16 protein-coding genes are annotated in these 21,009 nt (G+C 61.6%); 12 read left to right on the top strand and 4 right to left on the bottom strand.

Annotated elements, in window-relative coordinates:
• Positions 1–91 precede the first annotated feature (91 nt).
• Both KIT10_15875 and KIT10_15870 read right to left on the bottom strand, forming a co-directional pair.
• Positions 92–469 carry a hypothetical protein gene (locus KIT10_15875; protein ID MCW5900736.1) on the bottom strand — a complete coding sequence of 126 codons (378 nt, stop codon included), beginning with the start codon at positions 467–469 and terminating at the stop codon, positions 92–94.
• A gap of 104 nt (positions 470–573) precedes the next feature.
• Positions 574–1,053 (bottom strand): peptidylprolyl isomerase, encoded by a 480-nt coding sequence (locus tag KIT10_15870; protein MCW5900735.1) that lies wholly within the window; start codon positions 1,051–1,053, stop codon positions 574–576.
• Positions 1,054–1,139: 86 nt separating this feature from the next.
• Between KIT10_15870 and scpA the strand changes: the two genes are divergently transcribed.
• From scpA to KIT10_15825, 9 genes are all read left to right on the top strand, one after another.
• Positions 1,140–4,355: a methylmalonyl-CoA mutase gene (gene scpA / locus KIT10_15865; protein MCW5900734.1), complete on the top strand. Its 3,216-nt coding sequence runs from the start codon at positions 1,140–1,142 to the stop codon at positions 4,353–4,355.
• Positions 4,352–5,878 (top strand): hypothetical protein, encoded by a 1,527-nt coding sequence (locus tag KIT10_15860; GenBank protein MCW5900733.1) that lies wholly within the window; start codon positions 4,352–4,354, stop codon positions 5,876–5,878. The genes scpA and KIT10_15860 overlap by 4 nt, the downstream gene beginning before the upstream one ends.
• Positions 5,879–6,203: 325 nt before the next feature.
• Positions 6,204–6,569, top strand: coding sequence for a helix-turn-helix transcriptional regulator (locus KIT10_15855; GenBank protein MCW5900732.1), 366 nt, complete (start codon positions 6,204–6,206; stop codon positions 6,567–6,569).
• Entirely contained in the window at positions 6,563–7,873 is a 1,311-nt protein-coding gene (locus KIT10_15850; protein MCW5900731.1) for a type II toxin-antitoxin system HipA family toxin, read from the top strand. The genes KIT10_15855 and KIT10_15850 overlap by 7 nt, the downstream gene beginning before the upstream one ends.
• Positions 7,874–8,048: 175 nt before the next feature.
• Entirely contained in the window at positions 8,049–8,435 is a 387-nt protein-coding gene (locus KIT10_15845; protein ID MCW5900730.1) for a hypothetical protein, read from the top strand.
• A 26-nt stretch (positions 8,436–8,461) separates the two neighbouring features.
• The gene (locus KIT10_15840; GenBank protein ID MCW5900729.1) at positions 8,462–9,097 is read left to right on the top strand and encodes a DUF523 domain-containing protein; all 636 of its coding nucleotides are present in this window, start codon (positions 8,462–8,464) and stop codon (positions 9,095–9,097) included.
• A complete protein-coding gene (locus KIT10_15835) occupies positions 9,094–9,423 on the top strand; it encodes an antibiotic biosynthesis monooxygenase (protein MCW5900728.1) in 330 nt (109 codons plus the stop codon). The genes KIT10_15840 and KIT10_15835 overlap by 4 nt, the downstream gene beginning before the upstream one ends.
• Positions 9,420–9,704, top strand: coding sequence for an N-acetyltransferase (locus KIT10_15830; protein MCW5900727.1), 285 nt, complete (start codon positions 9,420–9,422; stop codon positions 9,702–9,704). Before KIT10_15835 ends, KIT10_15830 begins: the two co-directional genes overlap by 4 nt.
• 3 nt (positions 9,705–9,707) lie before the next feature.
• Positions 9,708–9,962 carry a Smr/MutS family protein gene (locus KIT10_15825; GenBank protein ID MCW5900726.1) on the top strand — a complete coding sequence of 85 codons (255 nt, stop codon included), beginning with the start codon at positions 9,708–9,710 and terminating at the stop codon, positions 9,960–9,962.
• A 33-nt stretch (positions 9,963–9,995) separates the two neighbouring features.
• Here the strand turns inward: KIT10_15825 and KIT10_15820 are convergent, their stop codons facing one another.
• Positions 9,996–10,466, bottom strand: a complete 471-nt coding sequence (locus KIT10_15820) for an SRPBCC domain-containing protein (protein MCW5900725.1) — start codon at positions 10,464–10,466, stop codon at positions 9,996–9,998.
• A 245-nt stretch (positions 10,467–10,711) separates the two neighbouring features.
• On the opposite strand from KIT10_15820, the gene KIT10_15815 reads away from it, so the two are divergent.
• The 3 genes from KIT10_15815 to KIT10_15805 all read left to right on the top strand — a co-directional run bounded on the left by KIT10_15815 (position 10,712) and on the right by KIT10_15805 (position 15,649).
• On the top strand, positions 10,712–13,099 hold the full coding sequence (locus KIT10_15815) for a CotH kinase family protein (GenBank protein ID MCW5900724.1): 2,388 nt from the start codon (positions 10,712–10,714) through the stop codon (positions 13,097–13,099).
• Between the two features lie 261 nt (positions 13,100–13,360).
• Positions 13,361–15,034 carry a T9SS type A sorting domain-containing protein gene (locus KIT10_15810; protein MCW5900723.1) on the top strand — a complete coding sequence of 558 codons (1,674 nt, stop codon included), beginning with the start codon at positions 13,361–13,363 and terminating at the stop codon, positions 15,032–15,034.
• A gap of 123 nt (positions 15,035–15,157) precedes the next feature.
• Complete coding sequence (locus tag KIT10_15805) at positions 15,158–15,649, top strand: YajQ family cyclic di-GMP-binding protein (GenBank protein MCW5900722.1); 492 nt, start codon at positions 15,158–15,160, stop codon at positions 15,647–15,649.
• An 8-nt stretch (positions 15,650–15,657) separates the two neighbouring features.
• On the opposite strand, the gene KIT10_15800 is transcribed toward KIT10_15805, so the two are convergent.
• Positions 15,658–20,877, bottom strand: coding sequence for a M36 family metallopeptidase (locus KIT10_15800; GenBank protein MCW5900721.1), 5,220 nt, complete (start codon positions 20,875–20,877; stop codon positions 15,658–15,660).
• Positions 20,878–21,009 lie beyond the last annotated feature (132 nt).

Genomic DNA, 21,009 nt, shown 5'->3' with positions numbered 1-21,009 from the left:
ACAGGTTGTCGAACACGGTCCGCCGGGATGCACGGACCTGTGGCCATGCAAGGGTGGTCAGGCGCGGGGCACGGTGCGGCCCGGCGCGCGATCAGCCGCGCCGGGGCGGCTGCAAAGTGTGTGCGCGGTACCCGTCCAGCGGGTCATCGGCCAGGGCGAAGGTGCTCGCCTGCATGGCCGGGAGATGGAACTGTTGCCCATGCAGCACGGGCGACCAATACACGTGGTCCACACCGATGTGGTCCTGGTGATGGTGGCTGAAGGGCAGGTCCTCATGGGAGCCGTGGTTCTCGCTGTGCCCGGCATCCGCATAATGCATGGCGAGGAAGTCGAGGAACTCCAGCGCGCTGTCCTCGGCCTTGTGTTCCTGGTAGTGCTTGAGAAGGCCCGGAATATGCACCCAATCGTGGCCCCAAGTCAGGTTCATGGCCATGAAGGCGGCGAACAGCAGGTGGAGCGTGGACTTCACAAAAGCGAAGGTAAGGCGACGGGACCACTCGATCCCTGACCGTTGTCGGCGAACTGAAAGGTCCCCTTCGGATGAGCGGTGACCCACTTATGGACAGGACCCGATCAATGATGATGTCCCCCGGGGCCATGCACATGGCCATGGTCGAGTTCCTCCTGGGTGGCCTCACGCACGTTGGTGATGTCCACGTTGAAATGGAGCGTAACGCCCGCCAATGGATGGTTGCCGTTGAGCACCACGTGCCCATCCTCCACGGCCACTACGGTGAAGACACCCATCTCACCCTGCTCACCGGCCTGGAACTGCATGCCCGCCTCCACCTTCTGGCCACCGAAACGGTCCTCCGGCACCTTGTGCAGCAGTTGCGGATCGATGGTGCCGTAGCCCTTCTCGGGCGGCACCACGGCCTGCAGGGAATCCCCGGCTTGTTTTCCTTCCAATTGCTCCTCCAGACCCGGCACGATCATGCCACCGCCGTGGATGTAGGCGAATGCATCACGGCCTGCACTGGAGTCCAGTGTCTTGCCGTCGGCATCGTTGAGGGTGTAGTGGAAGGAGACGACGGTGTTCTTGGTGATGCGCATGGGGGCGAAGATCGGGCAGGCAAGGTAATTCCCGGGCGTGAACCGGAATCGTGTGAAGTTGTCGACCACCACCGAACTTCGCGGCGATGAGCGGTGAGAAATTGTTTGGCGCCTTCCCCCCCGCCACACGCGAACAATGGGAGGCGGTCATCCTGAAGGAACTCAAGGGCGCGGAGCTCGCGAGCCTGAACGTGCATGTGGATGGCGTGGAGACGTCACCCTTCCATTTGGCGAGTGATGGCGGGTCCTTGGGCTCGCGGCGCCGGGGGGTGGAACGGGCTGGCAATCCCTGGCGCGCCACCGTGGGCATTGACGCGGCAGGACCACGTGCGAACAAGCTCGCCTTGGAAGCCATGATGGGCGGTGCGGACGCGCTCGAGTTCTATGGCAAGCCCACCGACCTGGATGTTCTACTCCAAGACGTGTGGGTCGGCGCGATCGATCTGTCACTGGATGGCGATACGGCGATACTGGACCAGTTGCTCGCTCTTCACCGCAAGCAGGGGACACCGGATGCCGAGGTGAGCATGTGTCTCGGTCTACCGCACGATGCGGATGTCCGTGCGCTGAAGGACAAGGTCGTCCCCCACCCGCGCATCCGGCTCTTCAGTGTCAGCGATGGGGCCGCACGCAGCTCCACCGAGGCGCTTCAACAAGGTCGCGCACTCCTCTCCCATCTGCTGGCCCAAGGCTATGCGATCGATGATGCCTGCGCCCGTCTGCAGTTCCGCCTGCACCTCGGCGACGACCTCTTCGTGGAAGCCGCCCGGCTGCGCGCCTTCCGCGAGGCATGGGCTGCTGTCGTGGACGCGTTCAAGCCTCTGCACGATTGCTCGCACACCACATGGATCCAGGCCGTCGTCTTCTACCCTGATGAGACGAAGTCGGCGCATGAGAACCTGATCCGCGCCACACTGCAAGCCATCAGCGCGGTCACCGGCGGCTGCGATGGGCTCACCATCCCCACACCGCATCTGCCCGAAGGTGAGGTACTGGCACGCCGCATCGTCCGCAACATCCACAACCTGCTGCGCGATGAGAGTTTCCTGGGGAGAGTGGCGGATCCCATCGGGGGGTCGTACACCGTGGAGAAGCTGACGGATGTGCTGGTCAAGGAACTGGTTGTCGGTTCTCGGTTGTCAGTTGTCAGTGGCGGCCGGACAACGGACAACGAACAACTGACAACTGGACTCCCCAATCGCGAAGAACTCCCCCTCAAGTCCTTCTACACCCGCGTTGACCTTGACGGGATGGAGCACCTGCACTTCGCCGCCGGCATCCCACCCTACCTGCGCGGGCCTTACGGCAGCATGTACGCCATCCGACCGTGGACCATCCGGCAGTACGCTGGTTTCAGCACGGCCGAAGCGAGTAATGCTTTCTACCGCCGCAACCTCGCCGCCGGGCAGATGGGCTTGAGCGTCGCGTTCGATCTTGCCACGCACAGGGGCTACGACAGCGACCACCCGCGGGTGAAAGGCGATGTGGGCAAGGCGGGCGTGGCCATCAGCAGCGTGGAGGACATGAAGATCCTCTTCGACAGCATCCCGCTGGACAAGATGAGCGTGAGCATGACCATGAACGGCGCCGTGCTGCCCATCATGGCCTTCTTCATCGTGGCGGCGGAAGAGCAAGGTGTTCCACCCGAGCAGTTGCAAGGCACCATCCAGAACGACATCCTGAAGGAGTTCATGGTGCGCAATACCTACATCTATCCGCCGGGGCCCAGCATGCGCATCGTGGGCGACATCTTCAGCTATTGCGCGAAGAAGATGCCCAAGTTCAACAGCATCAGCATCAGCGGCTACCACATGCACGAGGCGGGTGCGCCCGCGGATCTGGAACTCGCCTACACGCTGGCCGATGGCATCGAGTACGTGCGTACGGGCATTGCAGCAGGCATGCAGGTGGATGAGTTCGCCGGGCGCCTCTCGTTCTTCTGGGGCATCGGCATGGACCTCTTCATGGAAGTGGCCAAGATGCGCGCGGCACGCCTGCTTTGGGCGAAGATGCTGAAGGAGGTGGGTGCCACCAACCCGAAGAGCCTCGCGCTGCGTACCCACTGCCAGACCAGCGGCTGGAGCCTCACTGCCCAGGATCCGTTCAACAACATCGCGCGCACCACGGTGGAAGCGCTCGCCGCTGTGCTCGGTGGAACGCAATCGCTGCACACCAACTCGCTCGACGAGGCGATCGCATTACCCACCGACTTCAGCGCCAAGATCGCGCGCGACACGCAGCTCTACCTGCAGAAGAACAGCGGCATCACCAAGTTCATCGATCCGCTCGGTGGCAGCTACTACGTGGAAAGCCTCACGCACGAGCTGGTGCACAAGGCCTGGGCGCGCATCAAGGAAGTGGAAGAGCTCGGCGGCATGAGCAAGGCCATCGAGACCGGTTTGCCGAAGATGCGGATCGAAGAGGCCGCCGCGAAGCGTCAGGCCCGCATCGACACCGGCAAGGACCGCATCATCGGCGTGAACGCCTTCGTGACGGAGGATGAGACGAAGATGGAATTGCTGGAGGTGGATAATAGTGCGGTGCGGGAGTCGCAGATCGCGAGGCTGAAGAAGATGAAGGAGGCGAGGGATGAGAAGAAGGTGAAGGAGGCGTTGGAAGCGTTGACGAGGGCAGCGGTTGTCGGTTCCCAGTTGTCAGTTGTCGAGCTACCGACCACCCAGCCTGACAACCAACAACCGACAACTGGCAACCTGCTCGACATAGCAGTAACCGCAGCCCGTGCCCGCGCCACCTTGGGAGAGATCTCCGATGCCCTCGAAAAAGCCTTCGGCCGCTACCACGCCGTGCCGCGTGCCATCGGCGGTGTTTATTCAGCCGTTGCCATGGAAGACCCTGAGATGAAGGAGGCCATGCGCCTCGCCGATGAATTCGCCAAGGCGGAAGGTCGCCGCCCGCGCATCCTCGTGGCCAAGATGGGCCAGGACGGTCACGACCGCGGCGCCAAGGTGATCGCCACCAGCTTCGCCGACATCGGCTTCGACGTGGACATCGGCCCGCTGTTCCAAACGCCGCAGGAAGTGGCGAAGCAGGCCATCGAGAACGACGTGCATGTGCTGGGCATCAGCAGCCTCGCCGGTGGTCACAAGACCCTGGTGCCCGAAGTGATCAAGGAACTGCGCGAGACCTACAAGCGCCCCGACATCCTCGTGGTGGCCGGCGGTGTGATCCCCCCGAACGACTACGAATTCCTCAAGCAGGCCGGGTGCTTTGATGTGTACGGGCCGGGGACGAAGATCCCGGTGGCGGCGAAGGGGATCATCAACGAACTTCGTAAGCGATGAGCTATAGTAAGAGCGCGATTGCCGCTACACTTCAGCAGATTGACCTTGGACAATCTGTTGCCGAGGCAGACAATCTCCTTGAAGAGGCACGCATTGAAACGTCAGCCTTTGCGGATATCCTGCATGATCGAGTCGATCTTGTACCCGGCACCAAAGGTTCAGGTAAGAGCGCTCTCTTCAGAATGTTCGTTGACTTCCTTCCGAACTACTTACTTGAACAACGCAAGGTCGTTGTCGCCCATGGAGTTCAGGCCCCTGGGGACCCGGTGTTCCATGCATATACTGACCAGTTTGAGAAGCTAACAGACGACGAGTTCGTCAGCTTCTGGTCAATCTACTTGGTCTCGCTAGCTCACGAGCATTTCATCAAGTCTGAGAAGTACACGCATTTTCTCCGCGAGGCCGGAAGCGAGATTCAGGCCTTTCGCAAGGCGTGTGAGCGTGCTCGAATTCCAGAGATTGAAGCGCGTAAGTCCTTAAGAGATGTACTCAACTGGACGTTCAACGTGTTACGGCAGTGGAGACCAAAATTGAAGGTCACTCCTCCTGGAGATGTAGGAGAGTTTGAGGTTGACCTCTTTGGACAGCCCGTTACCAGACAAGCCGAATCTGCGGAGGACAAGGAGCTACCGAAGTACGCGCATGAAGTAAAGGATGCTCTAGAAGCCGTGCTGACCAAATGCAACCTTTCCCTCTGGCTAATGGTCGATCGGCTGGACGAAGTATTCCCGAGACGGTCAGATGTCGAACAGAGAGCCCTTCGAGGTTTGCTCAGGGCAATGCGATACTTCTCTTCAAGTCGAGTTCGTGTCAAGATCTTCCTTCGAGACGACATGCTCGAGCATCTCGTTACCTCCGAGGATGGATTTACTGCTCTGACACACGTCGCAGTACGGCAAGCAGATCCCCTGAAGTGGTCCGAAGAACAATTGCTGACGCTGCTGGTCAAGCGTTTGTTCGCCAACGATGCACTCACCTCGCTCCTGAATGTTAATAGAGAACAGATTGCGGCCAGTGCCGCTTATCGTCACGATTGCTTTTACAAGGTATTCCCAAAGACAGTTTTCAAGGGGTCGAACCAAAGCAACACGTTGCGGTGGATTCTCAGCCGATGTGAAGATGCCCGCGGCGTAGTGACACCTAGAGATGTGCTGGATCTCGTACTGCGGGCTATTCAACATGAGCAGACCCTATGCATGGGTGATACTGATGGCAGTAACGACTACATCCTCAGCTCGGCATCCCTGGTCTATGGGTATGAGGAACTCTCGAAGAAGAAGCGGGTAACCTATTTGCAGGCTGAGTTTCCGCACTTGTGGGAGTTCATCCAACGATTTGTTGGAGGCAAGACCGAGTATGATGAGGATGCACTGGTTGAAGTCTTAGGATCGGACTGGAAGAACACCGTTGATAAATTGGTTGCGGTCGGCTTCCTTTCGAAGTGGAGGAAATCAGATTCAGATGTGTACTCGATACCATTCTTGTATCGGCCTGGTCTAGACTTAATCCGAGGAAGGGCATAGTGCCCGAATAGTGTGGCTCATGCCTGTGATCCGCATTTCGCGTTAGGGACAGCAGCGGAAAGCCCGGAGCCGCATTGCGAGGAGGAACGACGAAGCAACGGCGAGGACTTGGAGCGGATGGCCCGACGGCGAGTCTTCGAGCCGGAACGCCCATCCCTCGACTTCGCTCGGGCTGACACGTTCTACCAGTTGCTCGAACGCATCATTGTTTGCCATTTGTTCATAGTATGATGCTCTGGGGCATCGTTGTGATGTAACGCGTTGTTGGGGAATGCGTATACTTGTGGCGTGAAAGCTTCGTTATTGAACTGAAACACCATTTACGATGGCTGAAAGCAACATCAACTGGAAGGGCCTGAAGGATGCCTCTGTCGTGGTGCAACTGGGCAAGGAGCTGCGGCGCATGCGGCTGGAGCGCAACCAGAGCCAGGCCGAGGTGGCCCAGCGCGCGGGCCTGGACCGCACCACCGTGGTGAAGCTGGAAGCCGGTCGCGCCGCCACGCTGCAAACCCTTGTGCAGGTGCTGCGCGCCATGGACCGCCTGGAGCTGCTGGATGCCTTCCACCAGGAGCCGCAGCCCACGCCCTACATGCTGGTGGAGGCGCAGGAGAAGTACCTGAAGCAGCAGCGCAAACGCGCGGGTCGCAAGAAGCCCGATGTGCTGCCGCCCAAACCCAAGAGCACATGGTAACCCACGCGACGGTGAAGCTCTGGGGCCAGCCCGTGGGCCTGGTGGTGTGGAACGAGCAAGAGCACCGCGCGGAGTTCCAATACGACCGCCGGTTCTCGCGCGGCAAGCTGGAGGTAGCCCCCCTGATGATGCCGTTGAGCGAGGCGAACGGTGGCGAGCATGTCTTCGCCTTCGGCAATTTGCGCGACGAAACCTTCCGCGGGCTGCCGGGCCTGTTGGCTGACAGTCTGCCCGACCGCTTCGGCGATCAGTTGATGAACGCTTGGCTGATGACGCAGGGCCGTCAGCCGGGCACGGCGAACCCCGTGGAGCGGCTGTGCTACACCGGCGTGCGCGGCATGGGCGCGCTGGAATTCGAGCCGGCGCACCACGAGCTGGAGGCACCGGGCGAATCGCTACAGGTGGAGGAACTGGTGAACATGGCCGGGCAGGTGCTGGACACGCGCAAGCAATTCGCTACGCGCAAGTCGAAGGGCAAGGAGGAGGCGCTGCTGGACATCATCCGCGTGGGCACCTCGGCCGGTGGCGCGCGGGCGAAGGCGATCGTGGCGTACAACGCGAAGACAGGCGAGGTGCGAAGCGGGCAGGTGGAAGGGCTGGAGGGTTTCACCTACTGCCTGATCAAGTTCGATGGGGTGACCGCCGATGCCCTACGGGATCCGCTCGGCTTCGGCCGGATCGAGTACGCCTACCACTTGATGGCTGTGGCGTGCGGCGTGGAGATGATGCCCTGCCGGCTCTTGGAGGAGCACGGTCGCGCACACTTCCTCACGCAGCGTTTCGACCGCGTACGCGACGCCAAGGGCAACCTGCACAAGCTGCACATGGCCACGCTCTGCGGCGTCGCGCACATGGACTACAACGATCCCGTGGCCTACAGCTACGAACAGGCCTTCGGGGTGATGCGCCAACTGGGCCTGCCCTACCCCGCCGCCGCGCAACTGTTCCGCCGGATGTGCTTCAACGCCATCGCCCGCAACCACGACGACCACACGAAGAACATCTCCTTCTTGATGGACCCGCAGGGCGAGTGGCACCTGAGCCCTGCCTACGACGTGACCTTCGCTTACAACCCCGGCAACATGTGGTTGAAGCAGCACCAGTTGAGCATCAACGGCAAGCGGCTGGACATCACGCGCGCCGATCTGCTGGCGGTGGCGAAAGACATGAACATCAAGAAGGCGGAGGCGATCATCGATGAGGTGAAAGCCGGCGTGAAGAGGTGGAAGACCTTCACGAAGAAGGCGGAGGTGAATGCGAAGCAGGTGGAGGCGATCGGGAAGCTGCACCTGGTGAAGCTTTGACCGCCTGTACCCTCCCGGCATAGCTGGAGTATCCCTTGGAGGAATGATGATCTCCCTTACCTCCGCAGTATCCGGGACCATTGGACATGCCGATGCCTACCTTCATGCGCTCCCAACGCCAACACCCTCAGACACACCAGCTCCCATGCGACGCATTCCTCTTTCCAGCCTTGTCTTGGTGGCCCTGCTAGCGGCCTGCTCGGAAACACCAGAGACCAACGACACTGGCGCGGCCAACCGCAACGCCGCGCCCATCAACGCCCTGCCGCCGACGCTGACCAACCGGCCCACCGCTTCGACCGGTGCGGTTTCCGACCCCAACCCGCCCCATGGCGAACCCGGTCACCGTTGCGAGATCCCGGTGGGCGCTTCACTTTCCGGCACTACGCCCGCGGCCGGGCCGGTGGACCAGATGCCCAGCTCGCAGACGATCACCATGCCGCAAACCACCATCCAGCCCTCATCCGGATCGGGAGGCACATCGCCAGGCATCAATCCACCGCATGGCGAGCCCGGCCACGACTGCGCCGTTCCTGTGGGCAGTCCGCTGCCGGCGAAATAGCAGGCCGAACAGCGATCGTGGCGCAGATGGTCCCAAGGCCCACGCACTTCCCACCGGACGCATTCTATCAGCGACCCAGGCCCACCACGGAGAAGCCCTTGGTGGTGATGCTCAGCGCCTGCCTCGGTGGCATCCACTGTGGTGTGGACGGCGGCACCAACGGCGACCACGCGTCTTTGCGCAATTGGCTGGTGCGGCCCGAAGTGCGGCTGGTGCGGTTCTGCCCTGAGGACCACTCCTTCGGCACACCGCGCATGACGCCTGACAGCCATGGTGGCAACGGCTTCGATGTGCTCGATGGCCTGGCGCGCTCATGTGCAGAGGATGGTTCCGACTGGACGGAAGGCATGATCGGCGGAGCGTTTGCCATGCGCGACCTGGCCCTGCGCGAAGGCGTGGAGCTGGCGATCCTGATGGATATGAGTGGCGCGTGTGGCAGCACGGTGACCTACCTCGGTTCGCGCTTCTTGGAGACCAAGGTCTACCAACGTGGTCCGGGCGTGGCGGCCGCCGCATTGATCCGAGCAGGCATTCCGGTGATCTCGCAACGCGACGACCGTTCGCTAAGGATGCTGCGCGACCTGCTGGACGGAACACATTTGCTCACCGATGAATGCGACCACTGGGAGAAGGCGTGGTACCAGAACCACTTCGCAGGGTGAGCGCAAGCGATCGCATGTTCACCGTCATCTACACCTTTCGTGTGAAGGGCGGCCAGGAGGAGGCGTTCCAGCAGAGCTGGGCCCACATCACTGAGCACTACAAGCGCACGCGCGGCAGCCTGGGCAGCCGCCTGCACCGGGACCAGGACGGCACCTTTGTGGCCATCGCCCTATGGCCCGACCGCCAGCACTGGGAGGCTCCCGGACCGCCTGACACGCCGGCATTGGCCGCCGCGCGCTCCACCATGCGCGATGCTTGCGAGGAAATCCGGACCAGGTACGAATTGGAGGTCGTCCAGGACCTTTGGCAACGCGCATCAACATGACCATCGAGCACCAGACCGGCCCCACCAAAGGACGATTCCTGATGAAGGAAGGCGAGCAGGTACTGGGGGAAACGACCTATTCCGTGGCCGGCACGGACAAGATCATCATCGACCATACCGAGGGCTATCCGGGGTCGGAAGGCCAGGGCGTGGGCAGGAAACTGGTGATGGCGGCGGTGGAATATGCCCGCGCCCATGGCCTGAAGATCATTCCACTATGCCCGTTCGCCAGGAGCGTGTTCGACCGGAACGCGGCGGAACTGGCCGATGTGCGCGCCTGAACCATGAGCAAGCACAAGCTGGACCTGCACGAGATCTACAACAGCGGCCACGAGCTGGATCGGGCCTTGCGGGAAGCCATGGACCATTGTGAGGAGCGCGGGATCGACCTGCTGGAGATCATCCCCGGCAAGGGGAGTGGCCAATTGAAGAAGAAGGTGTTGCGCTTCCTGCAGCTGCCGGAAGTGAAGCGGCGCTATCACCGGGTCGACAAGGACCGTGACAATTTCGGACGCTTGTTCGTGCGGTTCAGGCACTGATCGCCACGCTACCCCGCCACGCCCGCGACCGCATCAGGCCGCTTTTTGCGTCTGCATCTCCTCGGTCACCCGCTTCAGGCCCACCAGCGATTCCACCCAGACCCGCCCCGCCGCCCGCGCCCTGCGCACATCGTGGGGCAAACCGGCGAAGTCGCCATGCCAGAGCTGCACGCGTGTACGTCCGTCGCGTTCCTCATCCAGCACGATATCCACCGTGGTGTAGCTCGCAGGCACATCCGGCAGTTTGCCGTCGGTCAGCAGCCGCGTGTAGCGCAAGCGCCGTCCCGGGATCATGGCCATCACGGTGCCTTGGGCGCGCAGATGTTCCGTTCCCTCCACGTTCTCGAACCACAACAGGGGCGCACCGACCTTCCATGTGCTCCTGGCCTGCCAGCCTTCCAAGTACAATTTGGTGACCTGGGGATCGGTCAACGCTTTCCAGATCGTCGCAGGTCCCGCGTCGATCAGCAGTGTCCGCTCAACTATCGTATCTCGCTTCATCATGGTCCGAGAACGCATGATCCATGCCGGTCGTTCATCCGCGACAGGCTGACAGCAAGGGAAGCTTGGACGGCTGACCGTGCCCGGGGCCACCGCGCGGCCCCCTCCGTACCTTCCCGCCCCAGCCCTTGGGACACAGGGGAATGGGTCCATCAAGCCCCATGATCGGCGACATGATCGAGCCAGGAACATGGATCGGGTCCCCGCCCCGTACCGGGCGCCCTTCGTGGTGGACCGCCCCATTGTGGTTGCTCTGTCTCCACAGCGCCCAGGCACAGCTGGTGATCAATGAGGTCTGTTCCCGGAACAGCACTGTGCTGGAGGATGCGGCTGGACGCCATCCGGACTGGATCGAGTTGTTCAATGCGGGCGGCACAGCGGTTGACCTTGGCCAATACCACCTGAGCGACAGGATCATGCAGCCGGGAATGTGGCCATTGCCAGCCCTGGAGCTTGGTCCCGGGGAATACGTGGTCTTCATGCAAGGCGAACCTGCCGACGGGCCGATGTACTTCCCTTTTGGCATCTCTGGTGAAGGCGAATCGGTCTTCCTGTCCGATGCCTCGCTGGTAAGCGTATCCAGCCTGGACGTTCCCACGCTTCGGGCCGATCATTCCTTCGGCCGCCATGAACAGGGTACGGCCATCTTCATGGACCCCACCCCGGGCGGCCCCAATACCACCACGGCCTATGCGGGATATGCTGCGATGCCCTGGCCGGATCCGCTGCCCGGTTTTCGGCAACCAGGCGAAACCATGGTGTTGATGGCCGAACAAGGCCATGCCATCCACTACACCTTGGACAACACGGACCCGAATACAGGGTCTTCCCTGTACCATTCGGCCATCTCGCTGGAAAGCAACACCGTGGTGAAGGCCATCGCCATCGCCCCCGGACTTGTGCCCAGTGAGGTCTTCACGGGCACCTACCTGGTCAACGCCCACAGACGACTGCCCACCTTATCCATCACCACCCACCCGGACAGCCTGTTCCACGACACCTTGGGGATCTACGACACCGGCCCTTTCGCCGACCCCGAGTTCCCCTACTGGGGCGCCAACTTCTGGAGCAACCGGCACATCCCCGTGCATGTGGAGTTCTTCGACGAGAACGGCCACCTGGGGCTGTCGCAGAAGGTGGATCTGCGCATGCACGGCGGCACGCAGGCCCGCACCAAGCCACAGCGACCCTTCCGCCTCACCGCCAGAGGGCGCTATGGCGACGCGCGTCTGCGAAACCCCTTCTTTCCGGAGCGCGGCGCCAACATGGACTACAAACACCTGGTGTTGCGCAACGCCAGCAACGATTTTTCCAGGGCGCATTTCCGGGACGCTTACTGGCATCGGCAGGTCATGCGCGACAAGCTGGACATCGACGCGATCGCCTACCGCCCCGTGCAGGTCTTCGTCAATGGTGCCTACTGGGGCGTGATGAACCTGCGCGAACGCTTGAGCGCGCACTACCTGGCCCAACACTACGATGTGGACCGCGATCGTATCTTGATGATGGAGGACGAGAACACGCCGATCATCGGGGATACCATGCCCTTCCTCCAATTGAAGGAGTTCATACTGCAGCACGACCTGAACGACCCGGTGCACTGGGCCGCTCTGGAAGAACAACTCGACATTCCCAGCTACAAGGACTACTTCGCCACGGAGATCTTCGCCGGCAATGTGGACTGGCCGGCCAACAACGTGCGCTACTGGAAGCCCTCGGCGGTGGAGGGCAAGTGGCGCTATCTGTTGCACGACCTGGATGCCACCATGTACCTGGCGGAGTGGATCCCCATGGAGGTGGACATGTTCTGGTGGGTGCTGGAACACCGCGAAGGCTGGACCCACAGCGAGATCTTCCGGGCCCTGCTGGCCAACCACGAATTCCGGCGCACCTTCATCAACCGGCTGGCCGACCTGATGAACACCACCTTCTCCCCGGGTTCCATGCAGGAGACCATGGCGGGTATCCGCGCCACCATCGGGCCTGACATGCCGCACCATTTCCTACGGTGGGACGTGGACATCAACCTTTGGAGACAGCACGCCGAAGGCATCCTGCCCCTGTTCGCCCGGACGCGGCAGGACTATGTGCGCGACCATGTGCTGGACCGTTTCGAACTGCCTTCCACCACCGCGCTCCGCTGGGAGGTCTTTCCGCCCGGCGCCGGTGAAGTGCGCATCAACACCATTGCGCCTGAGATGCCGTTCGAGGGTGTCTACTTCAGCGACAATCCGATCGACCTGTGGGCCGAGGCGGCGCCCGGTTTCGTATTCGACCACTGGCAGCATGATGCGGTGGATGAGGACCTGTCGGAAGGTGCCTTCCTGCGGTACGACCCCACCCTGCCAGGCAAGATCACCGCCTACTTCCGCCGGCCGGGCGAAGAACTCATGGCCTTCCCCAACCCTTTCACCGAACAGGTGGAATTGGGCATTGTGGCGCGGCGCCATACCCGGGCGGATATCGCGGTGCACGACAGCCAGGGCCGGGTGGTGGCGGAAATGGGTCATGCGCTGCATCCAGGCATGAACCGGGTGACCCTGGACCTGGGGCACTTGTCGCCGGGCGTTCTGCTGGCCCGCTTGGTCGTGGACGGTCGCCAGGCCAGTGCCCGCATCGTGAAGATGAGGCCCTGACCAGCGGTGACGATGCGCCTCAGGAACATGAGCATCTGGTCCCCGTTGGATCGACGGTAGCATGTTCTTGAGCGACGGAATGCGAACAAGCTTCGCCGAGAACCTCGATCCCACATGGTTGGCGGGATCAAGGGTGCGACATTGTGTTCGAACGGATCTTTGAAAACATGGTGACCAAGCGTTAACATTGTGACGTCATCCCTGAGCTATGGATGACCATGGATCACAAGCTCATTGAACGAAACCCCAAACCCCATACCCATGAAGAAGTCCTTACTCGCTTCTGTGCTTGCCATTGGCGCCTTGATCGCCCATGCGCAGGTGACCACTTACGTGTTGCAACCGCCCGCCCTGGAGGGTGCGTTGGAATTCACCTGGCCTGCCTGGGGCCAGACGCCCGACCTGAACGATCCCGCCAACCAGGTGATCGGCATGGCCGCCTTTGTGAACGATGGTACCGCAGGCGACAGCTTGGGCTGCAATGCCCTGGTGAACGGTGCGGAGATCGCCGGCAAGATCGCCATGGTATACCGCGGCGCTTGTGAGTTCGGCATCAAGGCCCTGAATGCCCAGAACGCCGGTGCCATCGCCGTGGTGATCATCAACAACGCGCCCGGCGTGATCGCCATGGGTGCCGGCGCCAGCGGTGGCGACGTGACGATCCCCGTGGTGATGATCGGTGGCGAGAGCGGTGCGCTGCTCTACGACGAGATCCTCGCCGGCAATGTGCAACTGCTCATCGGCAGTGTGCTGGGGGTGTATGACTACAATCTGTCCATGTCATCGGATGCTTCGCGCATCACCCGCTACAGCGCCCGCCCGGGACCCTTCTCGCAGGGCCTCACCACCACCATGGGCGCCACGATCCGCAACTTCGGGTCCCAGCCCCAGAGTGGCATCACGTTGAAGTGTGTGATCACCAATGGTGCCAACACCGTGTACGACCAGACCTCGGCCCCTGCCGCACTGGGCTTCAACGAGAGCGCCTTTTTCTCGCTGCCCGACTTCACCCAGGCCAGCTACCAGGGTCTGTATGAGGCCACCTACACCATCCAGTCGGCCAACCCGGATGACTTCCCCAGCGACAACAGCTTCAGCTTCAATTTCCTCGCCGAGGAGTTGGCGGCCTACTCGCGCATCCACCCGGTGGACAAGGTTCCCCTGCCCGACACGCACATCCGTGCCGTGCTGAACGCCCCGAACTTCGGGCTCTGCACCTACTTCCGCCACCCACAGGCCAGCCAGTACAAGGTGGAAGGTATCTACACCTCGTCCTCCAAGGCCGGTGGTGCCAGTGTGGAAGGCGACCTGCTGGAGGCGCGCATCTATGAGTGGAACGGCAACTGGAGCGGCTGGAGCGACGCCACCGTCGACCAGATCTTCCAAGTGGATGTGGCCGACTACTTCTACACCGAGAACCTCGGCAGTCAGGTGGTGTACATACCCTTCACCACGCCCTTCGGCATGGAGGACAACCAGCGCTACCTGTTCTGCTCCTTCACCCCCGCCACGGATGTGTTCATCGGCGCGGGCGAGGTGCTGAACTATGTGGACATGCAGGCCCAGGACGATGAGCCCATCTACATCGCTTACAATGACGGCGAGTGGATCTCCTTCACCGATCTGGACCACAGCTCCGTAGGCATCAAGATGACGCCTGTGGTGGGCATCGCCGAAAGCGACAAGCTGGAGCTGACCCCCTTCCCCAACCCCGCCACCGAGTGGATCCGCATCCCGCTGGCCGGCCAGACCGGCGCGGCCAACCTGCAGATCTTCGATCTGGCCGGCAACAAGGTGGGCGAGCAGCGCGTGAGCGTGGGCGGCGACGAGACCCTGCTGGTGAACGTGAACGGCATGACCAACGGCATGTACATCTTCCAGATGAACTTCGACAGCGGCAAGTACAGCACCTTCCGTGTGGTGGTGACCAAGTAAGCCCTGTTCATCCTCTTTCGTGCGAGCGCGGCCCCCGGGGCCGCGCTCGTCATTCGGGGCCCAGCCATTCGACCCGTCCTTCAAACAGCATTGGCCATCTTTGGCCTCCAACGCCTACCTGCCATGCCTTCCGTCGACATCCTTTCCAAGGTGGACCTCCAGATGCTGGACAACGCCATCAACGTGGTGAAGCGCGAGATAGATACCCGCTACGACCTGCGCGGCACCAACAGCACCATCGAACTGGACAAGAAGGCGTTGACCATCCGGATCAGCACCGAGGACCACCTGAAACTGGATGCTGTGCTGGACATCCTGTTGGAGCGCAGTGGCAAGCAGAAGGTGGACGTACGCAGCTACGACCTGAGCGAAGAGCCCGTGCCCAGCGGCAAAACGCTCTACCGCATCGTCAAGGTGAAGCAGGGCATCGAGCGGGAGACCGCCAAGAAGATCGTGAAGGCCATCAAGGACAGCGGCCTGAAGGTGCAGCCCCAGATCATGGACGACTTGATCCGCGTGACAGGCAAGAAGATCGACGACCTGCAGGCCGTGATGGCCCTGTGCCGTGAGAAGGACTTCGAACTGCCGTTGCAGTTCGAGAACATGAAGAGCTGAGCGGGGCGCTACGGCAACTGCTCCGTACGGGTATTGGAGGGCACACTGCCACCCACGTTCTGCAGGATGGGGTCGCGGTCATTGGCCACACCAGTGTATTTCACCTGGCCGTCCATGTTCACATCCGCCCGGTGGTAGCCGTTGAAGGTGTTGCTGGGCACGGTGCCGCCAATGGCCTGCAGGATGGGATCGCGGTCGTTGTTCAACCCCGTGTATTTCAGTGACCCATCATTGGTGACGTTTCCCGACCAGAGCACCCGCCGCGGGCCCACCGTCCGCATGGGCTCCGTGCCGAACACCGGCAACGAGAGCGTGGTGAAGTCCACCATCACCGAATTGCCCGAACTCAGAAAGACCGGCTGTTGCGTCATGGCGCCCAAATGATTGCGGTGCCGCACGGCGATGTGGTAGTTGCCGGGGTCGCCAGGAAGTCGCAACGTGGTGCTTGCGTTGTCCGGGCGCATCAGGTCCCCGTCGCGTTGCACCAGCACGCAGCGCGTGGCCACCACCTGTGAAGGCGCGTTCAGCTTGCGCAGTTCCACCATCACCCAATCCACCACGGAGTTGTTGCCCGCATTGCCCAGGAAGCCGGGCAGCACCGAGGTGGCGCCTGGATCGGCCACCCGCTGGAAACCCAGGGCCGAATAAGGCTCTATGAGTGGCACCAGCCCCCCTGCGCGCAGGTCGTCGAACATGGTCTGGGTGCCGCTGTTGTAAGGGCCTTCCAGAAAGAGCTTCACACTCACCAGCACTTCCTCGTTCATCAGGCGCAGGTTGTCCACATAGAGCTGGCCACCATAGTTGTTCTGTGAGGAGATCCGGAGCTGGATCGTCTGTCCGTCATAAGCACTGAGGGAGATGTTGTGGTGCTCCCATTGCTCACAGGTGGCGGGTTGCCAACTTGCTCCACTGTAGTTCGGCGCGGTGATCAGGGCGCTGCCGGTGCGCACGAAAACCGTGGTCCAGCCCGCCTGGCAACTGTTCCGGATCTCTATCCGCAGACCATCCAAGTTGCCCCCCGCCACATGCTTCGCATAGGCGTGGTCGAACTTCAATCGGGTACCGTGCAGGGAGGAGAGGTCGATGAAGGGTGTAATGATGTGATCGAAGCCGAAGCCTTGGTCGTTGTAGTGGTCTCTGCCCCAGGCCCAGGTGGAAAGGCAGCCTGTACCGGGCGAACCGGTCGGCAGGGAGGCCGCGTACCAGGTACTGCCCTGGTCCTGGTTGCCCAGTTCCCATCCCGGTGGTACCGCCACGCCGGAAGCCAAGCCCTCGAAGAAAGGCGTAGGCAGTATCTGGTTGACCTGCAGGTCGAAGGTGACCTCGCCAATATCATCCACCGGGCGTTGGTCCCCTGGATAGAGCACCTCCACCCGCACGGTATGCTGCCCGGGAGACAGCCCCAGTAGCGGCGTGGAGAAGATGTAGCCCACGGCCGAGGACGGTGCGTGTGGACCCTGCGCCACACCATTGACCCAAGGACCATTGTCCACGCGGTAGCGCACCGGAATATCCCCCAACGGCATGGCACCACCATTGCCCACCACGACAGCCACCGGCAACCCGGAGCCGTCGCATTCGACCACATTGCCCGGTGGTGGGTTCAGGATCTCCTGCAGTTGGGCATTCACGTAAGGCAATTGGTCCAAGCGCATGTCATCCAGGAAGAAGCGGTTGCCCCCACCATTGATGGCCACGAAGCGCAACATGATCTCCTGGCCGTCGAATGCCTCCAAGGAGAGCATGGTGTTCCGCCAGGACGCACAATTGGTGGGTTCCCATGGGACATTGGTGGCGAAGGTGGTGCCCAACTCCGCACCCTCCTGGAAGAACACGGTGGTCCAATTGGAACCGCAGTCGGCGCTCACATCCACCCGAAAACCATCGGCGCGTGCCGGATCGGTATGGGGCGCATAGGCATGGGCAAAACGCAGGGTGGCCCGGTGGTTCGCATTCAGGCGGTAGATGGGGCTCACCAGCCGATCCTCGTTCCCGAAGGCGTTGTAGCCAAAGTGGTCAACCCGCAGGGCGCGTGAAGTGGAACAGTTGTGACCGGTGTTCACCTGCACGTTCTCCCAAGTGCGGTCCTCATCGAAGTTCTGCAGGTTCCATTCGATCGGAGCAACAACGCCATCCTCACTGGTCACAAGGAACGCCGGTTCGGGCCAGGGCGGCGTGTCGAAGGTGTTCACCGCCACCAGGTCGAAGACACGGTTCAGCGAATTGTTGGCGGGGTTCTGGTCGGTGATGAAGGCCTTGACCTCGATCGTATTGAAACCAGGACCCGGGAACTGGGCCGGTGTGGCGAACACATGGACGCCCTGGGTCCCTGGCATCATCGTGCCCACGAAGGTCTCCATCACCCATGGACCACCATTCACTTGATATCCCACCTGGAACCCGGTGGCCGGTTGAAAGCCACCGCTATACATCCGCATGGAAACGGGCTGCGAGGTGGTGCTGCAATAGAACATCTGGGATCCACCCGGGGAGAGGATCTCGTTGACGGCCACCTCCACAGCCGGTGGTGGAGTTAGTACGCGCAGATCGTCGATGAACGTCCTGCCCCCCGGTACAGCTCCGGTGGTCGCCTCGAACCGCAGACGGACCGTCTTTCCCGCATATGCCTGCAGCGAAACACTCTCATTCACCCACTGAGCGCAAGAGGTCAGGCTGCGGGAGGCATTCGGTGGTGCGGTGGCCATGGCCGGTGCTTCCAGTTCCTGGATCACGTCCCAGGTCTGGCCGCAATCCTCGGAAATGGTGATGCGCAAGCTGTGCACACTGTTGGGATCGGACAACCAGGGGACATAGGCCCTGCGGTATTGGAATGAAGCGACCTCATTGTCAGGTACGCCAATGAGCGGACTTTGGTATCCATCAGTTCCCGGCAGAGTGTGGGTCCTCCGGAAGACCTTCTGGGAGGAACATGTCCATCCATGTGGCTCGTTATCAACAAACCAAGGACTGCCGCTCTCGATGGGAAGCCACCTATCAGCCGAGTAATAGTCCCAAGAAAAGTAATGGGGCACCGGCCTCCCTGTCCGAAGCTCTATCACCTTGATCCGTTCATCATCCGCTGGCAGTTCATCACCGGCACTTTCCACCCAGGCGCGTATCACATACCCACCTGGTTCGACCAGTTCGATCGGGGACATGGGGTACTCCACATCCACGGTGCCGAGGTGCGTCAGGGTCTGCCCCACCACCTGGCTGAACACCGGCCCATCGTCCACCTGGTAACGCACTGTGAATCCACTTTGAGGCAGCAGACCCGTGTTGCGCACCCGCAGCTTCGCCACCCATGGTCCGCAGGATCGGGTCACGCTGTTCGCCGGGGCCACTATGGCCTCCAGCGCCAGATTGTTGTTCAAGGGGCCGGTCTCGAAAGACTCCACTTGATCGTCGCGCGAAGAGCTGGAGCCTTGTGATGCGAAGTATCCCAGCCCTCGGCGCGCGAAGGCGGCTCGGATCAGGTCCTGGTGTGCCCCCCCATAGGCGGCCATGTCGGCGGCCAGGATCGCATCACGCGCGTCCACGAAGCCCGGCTTGCAAGGTGTGAGCTTCATGCCATCGATCACCAGGCGCAGTGCCCGGTTGTTGCCCCCATTGCCATTGTACAGGTCGGGGGAGAAACCGTAGAGGTCGATCAAATCCCAGGTCATCTCCCACAGCATGGTGCACCACACGAAGCCAATGCCGTGCGGCGCCGATAGTCCACCGTACAGGTTCGTCAATGCATAGGTGTAGTTGTTCACCGCGAAGTCGGTACTGTAAGGTGCAGGACGGATGCCACCCGGTCCAGGTGGCTGGCCCCTCAAATAGTTGCCCACCCCACGCGGCATGCTCCGGGTGTCCGATGCTTTCATGGTCATCATCAGACCGATGTAATCGCTCCACCCTTCGCCCATCTGTTCGTTATTGCCCAGGCAGGTCACGCTACCCGGGCCACCCACCAGCCGCTGACTCAGGCCATGTGCATACTCATGGCCGATCACGCCATTCTCCAGGTCGCTGGTGCGGACCGGACTGGCGTAGTTCCATAGGAACATCTGCATGCGCGGCGGCAAACCATCCGATGGTACTTGGATATTGGCGTTGTTCATTCCACTCCCGTCCATTGCTTCGGCCCGGATGAGATCCCCCTCCATGCCTCCGCGGCCATAGTTGTTCTGTTGGAAATTCCCGCTCCCCTCATCGAATCCATAGGCGTACAGCACATCGTGCATGTAGTTGCACCAGAAGAACAGGTTGGTGATGGCCGCGCTTTGATAGTTGTGCGGGTGCCCCGCCAGGTTCATCGGGAAGTCGAACTCCAAAGTCGGGCCTCCATCCGGACTGAAGCCCGGGGTGGCATTCGCGCCATCGATATCCTCATAGGCATGCACATTGTTGCCTCGGGTGATGGTGTACTCCGCACCAGGGGCACCATTGGTGTCGTGCCAGCCGAACGGCGAAGCGATGCCGCCATCCAGCCAAGGTGAGGTCACGACGGAGCGCGGACCCTCGCTCGGACTTACCAGTGGCGGTGCGAAGACCCGATAAGTGTTGGGAGCGGACATGAATGCGGCGTTCTCTTCGGGAACCTCATGCATGTGCGCGGGGCATGAACCATGGGCATGCGTCCGCCCCTCGCCGAAGCTGCAATGGATCACCCGGTCCACCCGATCGAGTTCCTGCCCGGTAAGGGCATCGATCTTCAGGTCCCACCAGTGCTCACCGCTGGGCATCAGGAAATCCACTGACCAGACCAGGCGCAGCAGGGTATCCACCGGCCATAGTGCCAACTGGACGGTCACCGGCATTTCGCCGAAGTCCGCGCCATCATACACACGCTTGTGCCCGGGCTCAGTGCTCAGCAACCGCGGCATGGGCAGGCCCTCCTTGCCGAGCGCCTGTGCCAGTGCAGCGTCCGCACCGATCGCGGGGCTGATGGAGTTCACCCTGCCGGTGATCCGTGGAAAAGCGCCCACGTTCAGCTTCAGCAGGGAACCGTCGGCCATGCGGTGCACGGCGATCTCACCGTTCCACACCTCGATGCCCTGCCAACGTTGGCGCAGCCAGGTGTGCTGCACCCCGGTGTGCGCCGTTGTATAATGGTCTGTCACCACCACATCGGCCAGGTCCTGCTCCGTGAAACCCGCCTTCACCAGATCACCCTGCACCAAGGTGATCAAAGCGCGCGGATCGGGACGGTCCTGGGCATGGAGCGTGGCGACGGAGAGCATGATCGGAAGGAGGGATGGCAGGCGCATGTGCGGGAGGTGTTGATCGTCTACGTCGCTTCCAAGATCATTTGCCTGCGATCGTCCATCGCACTCCTGCTTATCCTGCGGTGGTTGATCGATCCAGTGGCTACA

Source organism: Flavobacteriales bacterium (assembly GCA_026129465.1).
Lineage (GTDB): Bacteria > Bacteroidota > Bacteroidia > Flavobacteriales_F > PHOS-HE28 > PHOS-HE28.
This window is presented reverse-complemented; position numbering and strand designations above follow the sequence as displayed.

Coding starts and splice junctions, on each gene's coding strand:
- KIT10_15870 (MCW5900735.1), bottom strand. CDS start 1,053: ATGCGCATCACCAAGAACACCGTCGTCTCCTTCCACTACACCCTCAAC.
- scpA (MCW5900734.1), top strand. CDS start 1,140: ATGAGCGGTGAGAAATTGTTTGGCGCCTTCCCCCCCGCCACACGCGAA.
- KIT10_15860 (MCW5900733.1), top strand. CDS start 4,352: ATGAGCTATAGTAAGAGCGCGATTGCCGCTACACTTCAGCAGATTGAC.
- KIT10_15855 (MCW5900732.1), top strand. CDS start 6,204: ATGGCTGAAAGCAACATCAACTGGAAGGGCCTGAAGGATGCCTCTGTC.
- KIT10_15850 (MCW5900731.1), top strand. CDS start 6,563: ATGGTAACCCACGCGACGGTGAAGCTCTGGGGCCAGCCCGTGGGCCTG.
- KIT10_15840 (MCW5900729.1), top strand. CDS start 8,462: ATGGTCCCAAGGCCCACGCACTTCCCACCGGACGCATTCTATCAGCGA.
- KIT10_15830 (MCW5900727.1), top strand. CDS start 9,420: ATGACCATCGAGCACCAGACCGGCCCCACCAAAGGACGATTCCTGATG.
- KIT10_15825 (MCW5900726.1), top strand. CDS start 9,708: ATGAGCAAGCACAAGCTGGACCTGCACGAGATCTACAACAGCGGCCAC.
- KIT10_15820 (MCW5900725.1), bottom strand. CDS start 10,466: ATGATGAAGCGAGATACGATAGTTGAGCGGACACTGCTGATCGACGCG.
- KIT10_15810 (MCW5900723.1), top strand. CDS start 13,361: ATGAAGAAGTCCTTACTCGCTTCTGTGCTTGCCATTGGCGCCTTGATC.
- KIT10_15805 (MCW5900722.1), top strand. CDS start 15,158: ATGCCTTCCGTCGACATCCTTTCCAAGGTGGACCTCCAGATGCTGGAC.
- KIT10_15800 (MCW5900721.1), bottom strand. CDS start 20,877: ATGCTCTCCGTCGCCACGCTCCATGCCCAGGACCGTCCCGATCCGCGC.